This is a genomic window from Mesorhizobium sp. RCAM 05104, assembly GCF_059683645.1.
In genome coordinates this window covers 6,943,945-6,958,983 of sequence record NZ_CM185033.1, presented here as the reverse complement: position 1 = coordinate 6,958,983, position 15,039 = coordinate 6,943,945, and the positions used below count along the sequence as shown (strand labels likewise).

Below are 15,039 nucleotides of genomic sequence, written 5' to 3'. Positions count from 1 at the left end.
AGCGTGTCTGACATTCTTCGCAAGATCGAGGCCTACAAGCGCGACGAGATCGCGGCGGCCAAGGCACGTGTGCCGCTGGCCGAGATCAAGGCACGCGCAAGAGACGCTGACGCACCACGCGGATTTCTTGCCGCGCTCGAGGCGAAGCGCAGGTCAGGCAGCTTCGCCCTGATCGCTGAGATCAAGAAGGCGAGTCCTTCCAAGGGCCTGATCCGTGCGGATTTCGACCCGCCGGCACTGGCGCAGGCCTATGCGAAAGGCGGCGCCACCTGTCTTTCGGTGCTGACCGACGCGCCGTCTTTCCAGGGCGCGCCCGAATTTCTCACCAAAGCGCGCGCCGCCGTCGCCCTGCCCGCGCTGCGCAAGGATTTTCTATTCGATCCCTACCAGGTCTATGAAGCCCGTGCATGGGGCGCGGACGCCATCCTGATCATCATGGCCAGCGTCGACGACGCCCTGGCGAGCGACCTCGAATCGACGGCGTTCGATCTCGGCATGGATGCGCTGGTCGAAGTGCATGACGAGGCCGAGACGCAGCGCGCACTGAAGCTGTCGTCGCGGCTGATCGGCATCAACAATCGCAATTTGAGAACGTTCGAGACCAACCTCAACACCTCCGAGCGGCTGGCGTCGATGGTCCCGGCCGACCGTTTGCTGGTCAGCGAGAGCGGTATCTTCACACATGACGATTGCCTGAGACTGCGAAAGAGCGACATCGCTACCTTCCTTGTCGGCGAAAGCCTGATGCGGCAACAGGACGTCACTGCGGCGACGCACATGCTCCTGACAGGCAAGGCGCCGGATGCATCGGCCCGAAAATCGGAATCGATTTTCGGAGAGCACGATGCATAGATTCAAGGTGATAGAGCGTACTTTGTGCGTCCGAATGGACGCACGTCGCTCTATGGCGATCTGACGATGGCGTCCGCCCTCACCCATCTTGGCGCGCAGGGCGAGGCCAACATGGTCGATGTCGGCGACAAGGCGGAGACGATGCGCACGGCGATCGCCGAGGGTTTTGTCTCCATGCAGCCAGAGACGCTGGCAATGATCCTCGCGGGCGACGCCAGGAAAGGCGATGTGCTCGGCACCGCGCGCATCGCCGGCATCATGGCGGCCAAGAAGACGCATGAGCTGATCCCGCTCTGCCATCCGCTGCTGCTGACCAAGGTCTCCGTCGACATCGAGCCCGACCGTGCTTTGCCGGGTCTGAAGGTCACCGCGCTGGCGCGTGTCACCGGCAAGACGGGCGTCGAGATGGAAGCATTGACCGCCGCTTCGGTTGCCTGCCTGACCATCTACGACATGGCCAAGGCGGTGGACCGCGCCATGGTCATCTCCGGCATCCGGCTGGTTGAAAAGACCGGCGGCAAGTCGGGCGACTACAAGGCAGGCGCCTGATGGCGCTGGTTCCGGTCGCCGACGCGCTCGAGCGCCTGCTGGACGGCGCCGTGCCGCTGGCAGGCGAAAGCGTTCCACTTTTCGAGGCTGTGGATCGCGTGCTGGCGGAACCGGTTGTCGCGCTTCGCACCCAGCCGCCCTTCAACGCCTCGGCCATGGACGGCTACGCGGTCCGTGCCGCCGACGTGGCGTCGGTGCCAGCGCGGCTTTCCGTGATCGGCATGGCACCGGCCGGGCGCGGCTTTGACGGCACGGTCGGCAAGGCCCAGGCCGTGCGCATCTTCACCGGTGCACCGCTGCCTGACGGCGCCGACACGATTGTCATCCAGGAGAATGTCCGGGATCTCGGCGTCGGCAACATCGAAGTGACCGAGCCGACAGCCGAGTGGCGCAACATCCGCCGCATCGGCCTCGACTTTTCGAAGGGCGACATCCTGCTTGAAAAAGGCCGCTTGCTCGATCCGGCGGCGCTGTCGCTGGCGGCATCGGCCAATCATCCCCGAGTGAGCGTGGTGCGACGACCGCTGGTCGCCATCATCGCCACCGGCGACGAGCTGTTGCCGCCCGGCAGCGAACTCGGGCCGGACCAGATCATCTCGTCCAACGCCTATGGCGTCGCCGCCGCCGCGCAATCGGTGGGCGCCCGCGCGCTCGATCTTGGCATTGCAGCCGACCGCAAGGAGGCCATCGCCGCGTTGGTCAAGAAGGCGGTCGCGGCCGGTGCGGATGTCATTGTCACCCTTGGCGGCGCCTCTGTCGGTGACCATGACCTGATCCATGACGTGCTGACCGGCGAAGGCATGCATCTCGGTTTCTGGAAGATCGCCATGCGTCCCGGCAAACCGCTGATGTTCGGACGCCTCGGCGAGATCAGGTGCATCGGCCTGCCGGGCAACCCGGTGGCAAGCCTGGTTTGCTCGCAATTGTTCCTCAAGCCGCTGCTGGCGCGGCTTGGCGGCCGCAATCATCGTCAGGACATACGTACGGCGCGACTGGGCGCCGCAATGCCGGCCAATGATCTCCGCCAGGACTATGTGCGCGCCGTGGTCCAGGAAGATGCCGACGGGCTGGTTGCGACGCCGTTCAGCATCCAGGATTCCTCGATGCTGAGGATGCTGGCCGACGCCAATGGGCTGATCGTGCGGCCGCCATTTACCCCCGCGGCCGCGGCGGGCGAGGCTTGCAGCGTGCTGATGCTACGTTGAATGAATCCAACATAAGCCATTAACAACAATACGAAAATGATCTCGTCCTATTCCGAGATCAAGGTCCGGGTCAGCGGATGAGCCGGACTGGCAAGGCCGTCGACAATGCTGTAATGATGCTGGTCGGGCTCGACCACGGTGCTGGTCGTGGCGCCAAGGCCGGTCCAGATGTTGGCAAGCAATGCGTTCTGGCGCAGGAACTCGGCGCGCTCGCCACCACCGGCCCAGCAGGTGATGCGGACACCATCCATGGGGCGCAAAAGAGCCGGGCTCTCGGTCAGCGCCTCATGTTCATCGATCGCCAGTGTGGCGTTCATCTCGGTCAGCATGATCGGACGCAGGTCATGGACGCCTGAAATCGACACGACGTGGCGGATACGCCGCGCGACATTGGTCGCCAGTGGCGTGGTTGTCGTCACCATCCGGCTGGCAAGATGTCCGCCAGCCGAATGCCCGGTCAACATCAGCGGTCCGTCGACCATTTCTGCCGCCTTGGCGATCGCCGCCCCGATTTCCCCGACGATGCCGGCGATGCGTGCTTCCGGGCACAGCGTGTAGGAGGGCATCGCCACGGCGAAGCCGCTGCTGACCGCGCCATTGGCGAGATGCGACCAGAAACTCTTGTCGAACGCCATCCAGTAGCCGCCATGGATGAACATCACCAGCCCCTTGGGCGTGGCGCTGGGAAGGAAGAGATCGAGCCGATTGCGACGTCCGTCGCCATAGGCGATGTCGAGCCGTGCCCGGCCCTCTGCCGAAAGTGCATTGCGAAACGCTTGCGCCGGTTCGACCCAGGCCGCCGGCCAGCGGTCGCTGCCGGCGATGTTCGCGCCGTTGGCATAGGCGCCGTCCCAATCGACAATGTGACGCTCGAGCACTGGCACCCTCCCCCAAACGGCATCGTTTTTCAGCGCTAGCAATGGCCACCGCAGCGCCTTGCGTCAATGCTTCCACGCAAAACATTTTAGGCTTGAAACAAATTTCGACTGATGCGATCCTGCCTGACGAACAGCCGACAAAATGGGAGGTCTGCTGTGCGGCCCGAACCCTGCGGATGCTCACCCTGTCCGGGTTGGCGTCAAGCGAGGTGCGACCGGCGGCACGAAGCCTCCTCTTAAAAAGCAGGACCTTCAGATCCACCATATCCGGCCAGGCGCCTCGCGCACTGGCCAGGCAGCAGACGGGATAGCGGCGACATGCTAGGGCCTTCAGCGCATATCGACACGTTCACGCGCGATCACCTGCCGCCGCCGGAGCAATGGCCGGACTTCCTGCTCGACGGTTTTGATTATCCCGAACGCCTCAACGCCGGCGTCGAATTGACCGACAGGCTGGTCGAGAAAGGCCTCGGTGACCACACCGCGCTGATCGGCAACGGTCGCCGCCGCACCTACAAGGAACTGTCCGACTGGACGAACAGGCTGGCCCATGCGCTGGTCGAAAATTATGGCGTCAAGCCGGGCAACCGGGTGCTGATCCGTTCGGCCAACAACCCTGCCATGGTGGCTTGCTGGCTGGCTGCCACCAAGGTCGGCGCCGTGGTCGTCAACACCATGCCGATGCTGCGCGCCGGCGAGCTTGCCAAGATCGTCGACAAGGCGGAAATCACCATCGCGCTCTGCGACACCAGGCTGATGGACGAAATGACCGCCTGCGCCAAGGACAGCGCGTTCCTCAGACAGGTCATCGGCTTCGACGGCACCGCCAACCATGACGCCGAACTCGATCGCGCGGCCCTCGACAAGCCGGTTATCTTCACCGCCGTCAGCACCGGCCGCGACGACGTCGCCCTGCTCGGCTTCACCTCCGGCACGACCGGCGTGCCGAAGGCGACGATGCATTTCCACCGCGACCTGTTGATCATCGCCGACGCCTACGCCCGAGAGATTCTCCAGGTGACGCCGGACGACATCTTTGTCGGCTCGCCGCCGCTCGCCTTCACCTTCGGCCTTGGCGGCCTCGCAATCTTCCCGTTGCGCTTCGGCGCGGCGGCGACGCTGCTCGAACAGGCGACGCCGCCCAACATGATCCATATCATCGAGACCTACAAAGCAACCATCTCCTTCACCGCGCCAACCGCCTACCGCGCGATGCTGAAAGCCATGGATGAGGGCGCCGACTTGTCATCGCTGCGCGTCGCCGTTTCGGCCGGCGAGACGTTGCCAGCTCCGGTTTTCGAAGAATGGACGCGAAAGACCGGCAAACCGATCCTCGACGGTATCGGCGCCACCGAAATGCTGCATATCTTCATCTCCAACCGCTTCGACGACATGAAGCCGGCGTCGACGGGCAAGCCCGTGGGTGGCTACGAGGCGCGGATCGTCGACGAAGAGATGCGCGAGGTGCCGCGCGGCGCGACTGGCAGGCTGGCGGTACGCGGGCCGACCGGCTGCCGCTACATGGCCGATATCAGGCAGAAGGACTATGTGCGCGACGGCTGGAACCTCACCGGCGACACCTTCACCCAGGATGAGGGCGGCTTCTTCCATTTCGCCGCGCGCTCCGACGACATGATCATCAGCGCCGGCTACAACATTGCCGGGCCCGAGGTCGAGGCGGCGTTGCTGTCGCATCCTGATGTCGCCGAATGCGCGGTGATCGGCGCCGCAGATGCCGAACGCGGCCAGATCGTCGAGGCGCATGTCGTGCTGGTCCAAGGCGTGGCGCCTGATGCCTTGACCACCAAGCGCCTGCAGGACCATGTCAAGGCAACGATCGCCCCCTACAAATACCCGCGATCCGTGAAATTCATCGCCGCCTTGCCCAAGACCCAGACCGGCAAGATCCAGCGCTTCCGGCTGCGCACGGAGAAAATCAATTGAGCGAGCCATACGATCCGGCGTCCGAAGGCGCACAGATGTCGTTCACGGAACGCATGTCCTACAGCGACTATCTGCACCTGGAGAAGGTGCTCGACGCGCAGACGCCTTTGTCGTCCGCGCATGACGAGATGCTGTTCATCATCCAGCATCAGACCTCGGAACTATGGATGAAGCTCGCGCTTCACGAGCTCGGCGCCGCGATCCGCTCCATCCGTGCGGACCGTCTCGAGCCGAGCTTCAAGATGCTGTCGCGCGTCGCCCGCATTTTCGAGCAGTTGAACAATGCCTGGGACGTACTGCGGACGATGACGCCCAGCGAATACACCGAGTTCCGTGACGCGCTCGGCCAGTCCTCGGGCTTCCAGTCCTGGCAGTATCGCGCCATCGAATTCACGGCCGGCAACCGCAACCCGGCCATGCTCGGCCCGCACAAGCACCGGCCGGACCTCAGCCGGAAGCTGGAGGCGATCCTGGCCGAACCATCGCTCTATGACGAAGCGCTGCTGCTTTTGGCGCGCGACGGATTCGACATCGGCGCCGACGCCAGGCGCACGGACTGGCGTGAGACACGCACCGAGAACGAAGAGGTTCTGGTGGCATGGCAGACCGTGTACCGCGACCCGCAACGCTACTGGATGTTCTACGAGCTGGCCGAAAAACTGGTCGACTTCGAGGATTATTTCCGCCGCTGGCGCTTCAACCACGTCACGACGGTCGAGCGCATCATCGGCATGAAGCGCGGTACCGGTGGCACGTCGGGCGCGTCCTATCTGAAGAAGATGCTCGAGGTCGTCCTGTTTCCGGAGCTCTGGACGGTTCGCACCCGGCTCTGACTTTTCAGGTGACGGCCGTCTTCACGGCGAAGCGGGCATCCTGCCAGGCGCCGGTGCGCAGGATATCCTCCAGCACCTCGACCGCCTGCCAGACATCCTTGTAGCCGACATAAAGCGGCGTGAAGCCGAAGCGGATGGTCGACGGCGCGCGGAAATCGCCGATCACGCCGCGCTCGATCAACGCCCGCATCACCTGGTAGCCATGCCGATGAAGGAACGAAACCTGGCTGCCACGCTCATTGCCATTGCGCGGACTTTCGAGTTCGAGGCCGTAGGCGCCGCATCTGGCTTCGACGAGCTGGATGAACAGCTCGGTCAACGCAACGCTTTTCTTGCGCACCGCCGCCATATCGACCTCGTCCCAGAGATCCAGCGCGCCCTTTAGCGCCCGCATCGACAATACCGGCTGCGTGCCGCACAGGAACCGGCGGATGCCGACGCCCGCCGCATAGCCCTGTTCGAAGGCGAAAGGCCACGCATGGCCCCACCAGCCGCTGAGCGGCTGGCGGGCATCGCCATGGTGGCGCTTTGCAGCATAGATGAAGGCCGGCGAACCGGGGCCGCCATTGAGGTACTTGTAGGTGCAGCCGACAGCGAAATCGGCATTGGCGCCGTCGAGCTCGACCGGCAAGGCACCCGCCGTGTGGCAGAGGTCCCAGACGATCAGCGCGCCGGCTTGATGGGCCTTGCGCGTCAGCGCCGCCATGTCGCGCAACTGGCCGGATTTGTAGTTGACGTGGTTGACCAGGATGACAGCGACGCGCTCATCGATCAGCTCTTCGATGGTTGGCGCATCGACGCCCTCGAGCCGCAGCACAGTGCCCGGTCGCGTCGATGCCACGCCTTCGGCCATATAGAGGTCGGTTGGAAAGCTGTCGCCCTCGGCGACGATGACCGACCGGTCTGGCCGCATGCCAAGCGCCGCGTGAAGCACCTTGTAGATGTTGATCGAGGTCGTATCGCAGACCACCGTCTGGCCAGCCGCGGCGCCGATCAGGCGTCCGAGCTGGTCGCCGAGCGCGACCGGCATGTCGAACCAGCCGGCGGTGTTCCAGGCACGGATGAGGTCGTGCGCCCATTCTTGTGTCGCGGCCTTCTGGATCTCGTTGAAGACGGCCGGTGAAGCGGCACCCAGCGAATTGCCGTCGAGATAGATCACCCCTTCCGGCAAGACGAAGCGATCGCGCATGGAGCGCAGCGGATCCGCGGCATCCATCGCCTCGATTGTTGCGAGATTGGGAATTGCATTCATGATCGATGTCCTCCGCGCACAGGCACGTCCAAATGAACACGACAGGTGAAGTCGGCCGACCGATCATGCGCAGTCTGCCGGATTGTGTCAAATATTATATATAATTTACACCATGGAAGGCTTTCATATATAATCTGGCGTCCAGTGCGTGGGATGGCAACGATGTTGGATGAAGGACACTCGAAGACTGAAGCGGCCTACAGGCTGCTGCGCCGCGATATCCTCACCACCCGCCTGAGGCCCGGCGCGCCGCTCAAGCTCAGCACGCTGCGCAATAGCTATGGCATTGGCTGGACGCCGTTGCGCGAAGCGCTGTCGCGACTGGAGGCGGAGCGCCTGGTGACTTCCATCAGCAATCGCGGCTTCGCCGTCGCTGCGGTCTCGCGCACCGAACTCGAAGATCTGTCACGCGCCAGGCTGGTGATTGAGCTGCCTCTGCTCCAGGAATCGATCGAGAAAGGCGGCCATCAATGGGAAGATGCCGTCGTCACGGCCCACTACCGGCTGTCGCGCTGCAAGACGGCGGTTGATGACCCTTCAGATGAAGTGGTCGACGGATGGGACGAAAAGCACGAGGCTTTCCACGCGGCGCTACTCAGCGCGGCAACATCCCCCTGGCTGCTCAACTTCCAGTCCACCATCGCGGATCAGTTGCGTCGCCATCATCGCTTCCTGGGCCTTGCGCCAACCTTGCGGGCGGCCACCGGCCAGTTGCATGGCTATGAGGAGGCCATGGAGGCGTTGCGCCAGGCTGTCGCGATCGAACATCACACCGCGCTCATGGAAGCAGCGCTGGATCGTGACATCGAACGCGCGAAAGCGCTGATGACGGTGCACATCGGCTATACGCTGCATGTCTATGTCCATGCCGGTGACGGCAGCCCAAACAAGCGGTGAGGTAGACGAACTGAGGCAAAAGCCGACATAGGAATTTCTCGGGCAAGAGTTGGCGTTTTGGCTTCGTTTCGTTCACGGCGGGCGAACGATTGGTGAAAGTGAAAAAGCAGCTTCCCGACGTCTCTGGGCGATTGAGGCCAAGCCTCGGCACACGCTGGTCCACAGGCCGTTAACCATAACAATTTCAACGCGTGCAAGTGCACTGTGGCGGCGGCCGGCCGGGGATCACGGCCCGCTGCCAGGCGCCAAATAATTTCAGCCGTCTTAACAAATTCACTAAACTTTAAACGGTTGCGGAACACAACTGGAACAGATAGTGTTTGTTCTGGGTTTGTTTTTCGATTCTGGTTCAAACCTTCGTTCAATGCCTCGGGGGCCGCCATGCTGACGCGCAAGCAACATGAACTGCTGATGTTCATCCATGAACGGCTCAAGGAAAGCGGCATTCCGCCATCCTTCGACGAAATGAAGGAAGCGCTCGATCTCGCTTCAAAATCCGGAATTCATCGACTGATCACGGCGCTCGAGGAACGCGGCTTCATTCGCCGGCTGCCGAACCGGGCGCGCGCCCTGGAAGTGCTGCGGCTGCCCGATTCGATCGCGCCCGGCCTCAACGCGGCGCGCAAATTCTCTCCAAGCGTCATCCAGGGCAGCCTCGGTCAAGGCGGCGGCCTTGGCCGGCAGATCAAGCCGGCGTCTTCACGCATGCCCTCGGCCGGCAATGACGACGACGTGGTCTCCGCGGTGTCGATCCCGGTGATGGGTCGCATCGCCGCCGGCGTGCCGATCGACGCCATCCAGCATCAGACGCATTCGATCTCGGTGCCGCCGGACATGATCATGGGTGGCGAGCACTATGCGCTGGAGGTCAAGGGCGACTCGATGATCGAGGCCGGCATCTTCGATGGCGATACGGTCATCATCCGCAATGCCGATACCGCAAGTCCGGGCGAGATCATCGTGGCACTGGTGGACGACGAGGAGGCGACGCTGAAGCGGTTTCGCCGCAAGGGTGCCTCGATTGCCCTCGAAGCCGCCAATCCGGCCTACGAAACACGCATTTTCGGACCGGACAGGGTCAAGGTGCAAGGCAAGCTCGTTGGGCTGATCAGGCGCTACTGATCAGTGCTGGTGACCGCCTTTTCAGGGTTGCGATAGGGCGGCAGGCCCCTCGCCTCGCGTGAGAATTTGCGCTGGGTGTGCCAAGGTCGATATGGCCTGTTCACAGCGAAGCTGACCGTTGCTGGCATGATTGCCGATCGACGATCGAAGAAGACGGCCGCACTGCCTTTGCGGGCGAGTTGCCGCTTGGTGATGACCAGAACCAGCGGATTGTGACAGGGATCATAAGCTGTCGCGTCATTGATGACGATCAGTTCCGCGAAGCCGCAGGCCTTCCACGCGTCCTTGCGATCCTCGACTTGCGCAATGATAGCGCCAGACGGGTGCCTTGCGAGACATACGCCGGCGGTGCAGTAGAAAGGCGCTCCCGGCGGCAGTTCGGCGGAATCCGCGATGTCGAATTGTCCGTCTCCCTTGTCGAACACCTCCGGCACGACGACGGTTTCGGATGCCAGTGCGCGTTTCCAGTTGTCGACGGTGAATTCGTTCGGACGCGCCCGGCTGACCGCGAGTTCGCCGCCGCCGATCGGCAGCGCCACTAGCCTCGCGTCCTCCGAGATCAGCACATCCGGCGCGCGCGTATCCGAAACGGTCAACAGGCCGGCAAGCGCGAATGGCAGAGCCAGGAGCCGCAGCCACGTTGTCGCCATCGTCGCGATGACCAGGGCGATCGCCACCAGCAGCACGGATTGCTGTGAAATCAACCCGACGGCATCGATCGGTGAGCGTTCCGAGATCCACGCCGACAAGGCGATCATCGCGGACAGGCCTTTGCCCATCACATAGAGGAAGGGACCGTCGACGCCGAACGGCATCGCCAGCGCGCTGAGGACGGCGAAAGGCATCACAACCAGCGAGACGATCGGCATGACGGCCAGATTGGCGAACAGGCTGAGCGGCGACACGCGCTGGAAATGCCAGATGGCGAAGAGCGCCGTCGCGCTGCCGGCGATGATGGAGGTCATGGCAAGGCCACCCATCGCCAGCAGGAATTTTCGCGTCAGGAAACTGGGCAATGACCGCTTTGGCGGCGGCGGTCTCGTCTTTCCCGCACGATGATCCGACCAGCCGGCATAGGCACCGACCAGCGCCGCGGTCGCGGCGAACGACATCTGGAAGCTTGGGCCGACCACCTCATGCGGCGACACCACGATCACGGCGATCGCCGAGATTGCCAGATTTCGCATGGTCAGTGCCGCGCGATCGAACAGCACGGCAATCAGCATCACCGCCAGCATGATGAAGCTGCGCTCGGCGGCAACGACGACGCCCGAGATGATGAGATAGGCGGCGATCGAAAAAAGTGCTGCGGCTGCCGCGTATTTCTTGACCGGCCGGCGCGCGGAAAAGTCCGGAAACAGGGCGAACGCGCCGCGCAGCAAACCCATGATGGTGCCGGCGACCAGCGCCATGTGCAGTCCGGAAATGGAAATGATGTGATAGATGCCGGTCCGCCGCATCGCTTCGTTGATTTCATCGGGAATGCCGGCGCGCACGCCGACGATCAGCGCAGCGGCGATTTCGCCTTCGGCGCCACCGACGCTGCCCCTGATATGGTCTGCGATGGCTTCGCGGGCATTTTCTACCGCCAAGGAAAGACGGGCCACCAGCGGCATGTCGTCGTTATCGGCCGCGACGATCCTTGGATTGCCAAGGAAGAAGCCGCTGCCGCCTATGCCGGAGAAATAGCTGTCGAAAGAAAAGTCGTAGCTGTTCGGGCGCACCGGGCCGGTTGGCGGCAACAACTTGGCATAACCCGATATCAGGGAGCCGGCGGTCGTTTCGGCCGGTATCTTGCGTGCCGAAAGCCGAACGCGTTCCGGCATATAGCGTAATTTCGGCCGTGCGGTCGACGTCACGTCGATGGTCAGCCGAATGCGGCCGCTCTCCATCTGGTCGAGCGAGACGACGCGGCCGGTGACTTGCGTCGAGATCTCCGAGCCCAGCATCTGAGTTCCGGCCCGCCACGTCTCGACCTTGCCGGCAAGAAAGCCCAGCGCGCACAACAATGCTGCCATGAAGCACAGATGGGTCTTCGGCCAGGGACGCGAGACAAGCGCACAGAGCCCCGCGAGGGCGACAACCGCGACGGGTTTTGCAAAGTCAGGCTCCGTCGCCAGGGAAAAGTAGCCGACCGCTCCGCCAGCCAGGCAGACCGGCACCAGCAGGAAGGCAATGCCTCGGTCAAGTTCGAGGTCCGCCGCCACTGCCGCGCTATGGCGCAGGCGAGGCAGCGAAACCCGACGGAATTGCCGGTGCAGGCGCAGGATCGCGCCGGCTTCTGCAACCGGAACGGGATTGGAGACATCCGCCTGTAACGGATGGTCTCCGGGGCTCGGCACGAGGGGCAATGACGATGGCAGCGAGGTCGGCGGAGGCGTCGCAAACAGGGACCGTTCGCTGACGCCAATGGCGGCGTCCTCGCCCTGATCCGAGCCCCAGCCTCGTCCAGCCATCGGGTCTGCCCCTTGCGCCCTCGACACCCTATGCTACATGAACGCGCAACGCGCGAAAGTCCGCGCATCCACACCCGCTTCAGCCGTTTCCCGAGAGTTCCATGCCCGACAAGGTCGTCACCCGTTTTGCCCCCTCGCCCACTGGCTTCCTGCATATTGGCGGAGCCCGCACGGCGCTGTTCAACTGGCTGTATGCAAAGCACACCAGCGGCATCATGCTGCTGCGCATCGAAGACACCGACAGGGAGCGTTCGACCGACGCTGCGACCGCAGCCATTCTCGACGGGCTTTCCTGGCTCGGTCTGACCTGGGACGGCGAGCCGGTGTCGCAGTTCGAGCGCGCGCCGCGCCACCGCGAGGTGGCTGAAGAACTCGTGCGCATGGGCAAGGCCTACTACAGCTACGAGACGCCTGCGGAACTCGAGGCGATGCGCGAGGCCGCACGCGCCAAGGGCCTGCCGCCGCGCTACAATGGCCAGTGGCGCGACCGCGCCCCGTCCGAGGCGCCCGCGGGCGTCAAGGGCGCCATCCGCATCAAGGCGCCAACCGAGGGCGAGACGGTGGTGCACGACCGCGTGCAGGGCGAGGTGCGCTTTCCCAACAAGGACCTCGACGATTTCATCATCCTGCGCTCGGACGGCAATCCGACCTACATGCACGCTGTCGTCGTCGACGACCACGACATGGGTGTCACGCACATCATCCGTGGCGACGATCACTTGACCAACGCCGCCCGGCAGACGGTCATCTATCGCGCGATGGGCTGGGACGTGCCGTCGATGTCGCACATCCCGCTGATCCACGGCGCCGATGGCGCCAAGCTGTCTAAGCGGCACGGCGCGCTCGGCGTCGAGGCGTATCGCGCCATGGGCTATCTGCCGGAGGCGCTGCTCAACTATCTGGCGCGCCTCGGCTGGAGCCACGGCGACGACGAGATCATGTCGATCAAGGACATGATCTCCTGGTTCGACATCGGCGACGTCAACAAAGGCGCTGCCCGCTTCGATTTCGCCAAGCTGGAGGCGTTGAACGGCGTCCACATGCGGCGCATGAGCGATGCCGAGCTGTTCGACATCTTCATCGCCACCTTGCCCTATCTCGAGGGTGGCCCGGCCATGGCCGCGCGCCTCGACGACAGGAACAAGGCCCAGTTGCTGGCAGCACTTCCAGGCTTGAAGGAGCGCGCCAAGACGCTGGTCGAGCTTGTCGATGGCGCCGCCTTCCTGTTTGCCACCCGACCGCTGCCGATCGACGACAAGGCGGCACTATTGCTCAATGACGATGCCCGCAAAATCCTGCGCGGGGCCCACGAAGCCTTGAGCGCTGTTTCAGGTGACTGGACGGCCGCCGCGGCTGAGGCAGCAATCCGCGACTACGCGCAGGCCGGCGGCCATAAACTCGGTGCCGTGGCCCAGCCCTTGCGCGCCGCGCTGACCGGCAAAAGCACCTCGCCGGGTGTGTTCGACGTGCTTGCGGTGCTGGGGCGCGAGGAAAGTCTGGCGCGCATAGCCGATCAAATCGATTAGCAGCAAACTGGCCCAAGAAGATTGGCATTGAAAGGGGCGTTTCGCAGTGCAACATTAGGCCTTGGCCCAATCTGGCACGCACCTCCTGAAATGCGGTGGCGAATACGCGCATTGTGGTGATTTCGACGTGTCGCCTTGCACAATTTGCCTTTGCCGGCATGAGGAAACAAGAAGGAGTTTGCAATGACCGAAGCTGCGACAAAACTGGAATTTGGCGGCACGACCCAGGAGGCCACGGCAAAGCTCGAATTCGCAGGCAAGACTCATGAGTTCAAGGTGCGAAGTGGTTCGGTCGGGCCTGATGTCATCGACATCGCCTCGCTCTACAGCACCACCGGCGCCTTCACCTACGATCCCGGCTTCACCTCGACCGCGAGCTGCGAGTCCGAAATCACCTTCATCGACGGCGACGCCGGCATCCTCCTGCACCGCGGCTACCCGATCGACCAGCTGGCCGAGCACGGCGATTTCCTCGAGGTCTGCTATCTCCTGCTCTACGGTGAATTGCCGACCAAGGCGCAGAAAGACGATTTCGATTACCGCGTGACGCGCCACACCATGGTGCACGAGCAGATGTCGCGCTTCTTCACCGGCTTCCGCCGCGACGCGCACCCGATGGCGGTGATGTGCGGTGTGGTCGGCGCGCTGTCGGCCTTCTACCACGACTCCACCGACATCTCGGATCCCTACCAGCGCATGGTGGCGTCGATGCGGCTGATCGCCAAGATGCCGACGATCGCCGCGATGGCCTACAAATACCACATCGGCCAGCCCTTCATTTACCCCAAGAACGAGCTGAATTTCGCCGCCAACTTCCTGCATATGTGCTTTGCCGTGCCGTGCGAGGAATACAAGATCAACCCGGTGCTGGCGCGCGCCATGGAGCGCATCTTCATCCTGCACGCCGATCACGAGCAGAACGCCTCGACCTCGACCGTTCGTCTCGCCGGTTCGTCGGGTGCCAACCCGTTTGCCTGCATCGCCGCTGGTATCGCTTGCCTGTGGGGCCCCGCCCATGGCGGCGCCAACGAAGCAGCGCTGAACATGCTGGGCGAGATCGGCCATGTCGACCACATTCCGGAGTTCATCGCCCGCGCCAAGGACAAGAACGACCCGTTCCGGCTGATGGGCTTTGGCCACCGCGTCTACAAGAACTACGATCCGCGCGCCAAGATCATGCAGAAGACGGCGCATGAGGTTCTTGGCGAACTCGGTATCAAGGACGATCCGCTGCTCGACATCGCCATGGAGTTGGAAAAGATCGCGCTGACCGACCCCTATTTCATCGAAAAGAAGCTCTACCCGAATGTCGACTTCTATTCCGGCATCACGTTGAAGGCGCTGGGCTTCCCCACCACCATGTTCACCGTGCTGTTCGCGGTCGCCCGCACCGTCGGCTGGATCGCCCAGTGGAAGGAGATGATCGAGGACCCGCGCCAGAAGATCGGCCGCCCGCGCCAGCTCTACACCGGTGCGCCGGAGCGGGACTACGTGCCGATCGCCAAGCGCTGATCGCGCCCGAAAA

The 15,039-nt window shown here is 63.3% G+C and carries 12 protein-coding genes; 9 read left to right on the top strand and 3 right to left on the bottom strand.

Annotated features, from left to right (window positions below):
• Positions 1–3 precede the first annotated feature (3 nt).
• The 3 genes from trpC (at position 4) to AC56QP_RS33950 (ending at position 2,606) form a co-directional block, all read left to right on the top strand.
• Positions 4–852: an indole-3-glycerol phosphate synthase TrpC gene (gene trpC, locus AC56QP_RS33960; RefSeq protein WP_489861583.1), complete on the top strand. Its 849-nt coding sequence runs from the start codon at positions 4–6 to the stop codon at positions 850–852.
• 66 nt (positions 853–918) lie between these two features.
• Positions 919–1,401 carry a cyclic pyranopterin monophosphate synthase MoaC gene (gene moaC, locus AC56QP_RS33955; protein WP_489863453.1) on the top strand — a complete coding sequence of 161 codons (483 nt, stop codon included), beginning with the start codon at positions 919–921 and terminating at the stop codon, positions 1,399–1,401.
• A complete protein-coding gene (locus AC56QP_RS33950) occupies positions 1,401–2,606 on the top strand; it encodes a molybdopterin molybdotransferase MoeA (RefSeq protein ID WP_489861584.1) in 1,206 nt (401 codons plus the stop codon). Before moaC ends, AC56QP_RS33950 begins: the two co-directional genes overlap by 1 nt.
• Positions 2,607–2,653: 47 nt before the next feature.
• Here the strand turns inward: AC56QP_RS33950 and AC56QP_RS33945 are convergent, their stop codons facing one another.
• Entirely contained in the window at positions 2,654–3,484 is an 831-nt protein-coding gene (locus AC56QP_RS33945) for a hormone-sensitive lipase (RefSeq protein WP_489861585.1), read from the bottom strand.
• Between the two features lie 318 nt (positions 3,485–3,802).
• On the opposite strand from AC56QP_RS33945, the gene AC56QP_RS33940 reads away from it, so the two are divergent.
• On the top strand, positions 3,803–5,428 hold the full coding sequence (locus tag AC56QP_RS33940; RefSeq protein WP_489861586.1) for an AMP-binding protein: 1,626 nt from the start codon (positions 3,803–3,805) through the stop codon (positions 5,426–5,428).
• A complete protein-coding gene (kynA, locus tag AC56QP_RS33935) occupies positions 5,425–6,261 on the top strand; it encodes a tryptophan 2,3-dioxygenase (RefSeq protein WP_489861587.1) in 837 nt (278 codons plus the stop codon). Before AC56QP_RS33940 ends, kynA begins: the two co-directional genes overlap by 4 nt.
• A gap of 4 nt (positions 6,262–6,265) precedes the next feature.
• Here the strand turns inward: kynA and kynU are convergent, their stop codons facing one another.
• Positions 6,266–7,513: a kynureninase gene (gene kynU, locus AC56QP_RS33930; protein WP_489861588.1), complete on the bottom strand. Its 1,248-nt coding sequence runs from the start codon at positions 7,511–7,513 to the stop codon at positions 6,266–6,268.
• A 162-nt stretch (positions 7,514–7,675) separates the two neighbouring features.
• On the opposite strand from kynU, the gene AC56QP_RS33925 reads away from it, so the two are divergent.
• Together AC56QP_RS33925 and lexA are read left to right on the top strand one after the other, a co-directional pair.
• Positions 7,676–8,410 carry a GntR family transcriptional regulator gene (locus AC56QP_RS33925; protein WP_489861589.1) on the top strand — a complete coding sequence of 245 codons (735 nt, stop codon included), beginning with the start codon at positions 7,676–7,678 and terminating at the stop codon, positions 8,408–8,410.
• Between the two features lie 381 nt (positions 8,411–8,791).
• Positions 8,792–9,532: a transcriptional repressor LexA gene (gene lexA, locus AC56QP_RS33920; RefSeq protein WP_256752821.1), complete on the top strand. Its 741-nt coding sequence runs from the start codon at positions 8,792–8,794 to the stop codon at positions 9,530–9,532.
• On the opposite strand, the gene AC56QP_RS33915 is transcribed toward lexA, so the two are convergent.
• A complete protein-coding gene (locus AC56QP_RS33915) occupies positions 9,526–11,988 on the bottom strand; it encodes a ComEC/Rec2 family competence protein (protein ID WP_489861590.1) in 2,463 nt (820 codons plus the stop codon). The genes lexA and AC56QP_RS33915 overlap by 7 nt on opposite strands.
• Before the next feature lie 101 nt (positions 11,989–12,089).
• Between AC56QP_RS33915 and gltX the strand changes: the two genes are divergently transcribed.
• Positions 12,090–13,514 carry a glutamate--tRNA ligase gene (gene gltX / locus AC56QP_RS33910; protein ID WP_489861591.1) on the top strand — a complete coding sequence of 475 codons (1,425 nt, stop codon included), beginning with the start codon at positions 12,090–12,092 and terminating at the stop codon, positions 13,512–13,514.
• A 183-nt stretch (positions 13,515–13,697) separates the two neighbouring features.
• On the top strand, positions 13,698–15,026 hold the full coding sequence (gene gltA / locus AC56QP_RS33905) for a citrate synthase (protein ID WP_256752818.1): 1,329 nt from the start codon (positions 13,698–13,700) through the stop codon (positions 15,024–15,026).
• The last annotated feature ends 13 nt before the right edge of the window (positions 15,027–15,039 follow it).

What these genes read in the sequence shown, in the direction of transcription:
- gltA (WP_256752818.1), top strand. Translation starts at nt 13,698, where the DNA reads ATGACCGAAGCTGCGACAAAACTGGAATTTGGCGGCACGACCCAGGAG.
- AC56QP_RS33925 (WP_489861589.1), top strand. Translation starts at nt 7,676, where the DNA reads ATGTTGGATGAAGGACACTCGAAGACTGAAGCGGCCTACAGGCTGCTG.
- AC56QP_RS33950 (WP_489861584.1), top strand. Translation starts at nt 1,401, where the DNA reads ATGGCGCTGGTTCCGGTCGCCGACGCGCTCGAGCGCCTGCTGGACGGC.
- moaC (WP_489863453.1), top strand. Translation starts at nt 919, where the DNA reads ATGGCGTCCGCCCTCACCCATCTTGGCGCGCAGGGCGAGGCCAACATG.
- AC56QP_RS33915 (WP_489861590.1), bottom strand. Translation starts at nt 11,988, where the DNA reads ATGGCTGGACGAGGCTGGGGCTCGGATCAGGGCGAGGACGCCGCCATT.
- kynU (WP_489861588.1), bottom strand. Translation starts at nt 7,513, where the DNA reads ATGAATGCAATTCCCAATCTCGCAACAATCGAGGCGATGGATGCCGCG.
- lexA (WP_256752821.1), top strand. Translation starts at nt 8,792, where the DNA reads ATGCTGACGCGCAAGCAACATGAACTGCTGATGTTCATCCATGAACGG.
- gltX (WP_489861591.1), top strand. Translation starts at nt 12,090, where the DNA reads ATGCCCGACAAGGTCGTCACCCGTTTTGCCCCCTCGCCCACTGGCTTC.
- AC56QP_RS33940 (WP_489861586.1), top strand. Translation starts at nt 3,803, where the DNA reads ATGCTAGGGCCTTCAGCGCATATCGACACGTTCACGCGCGATCACCTG.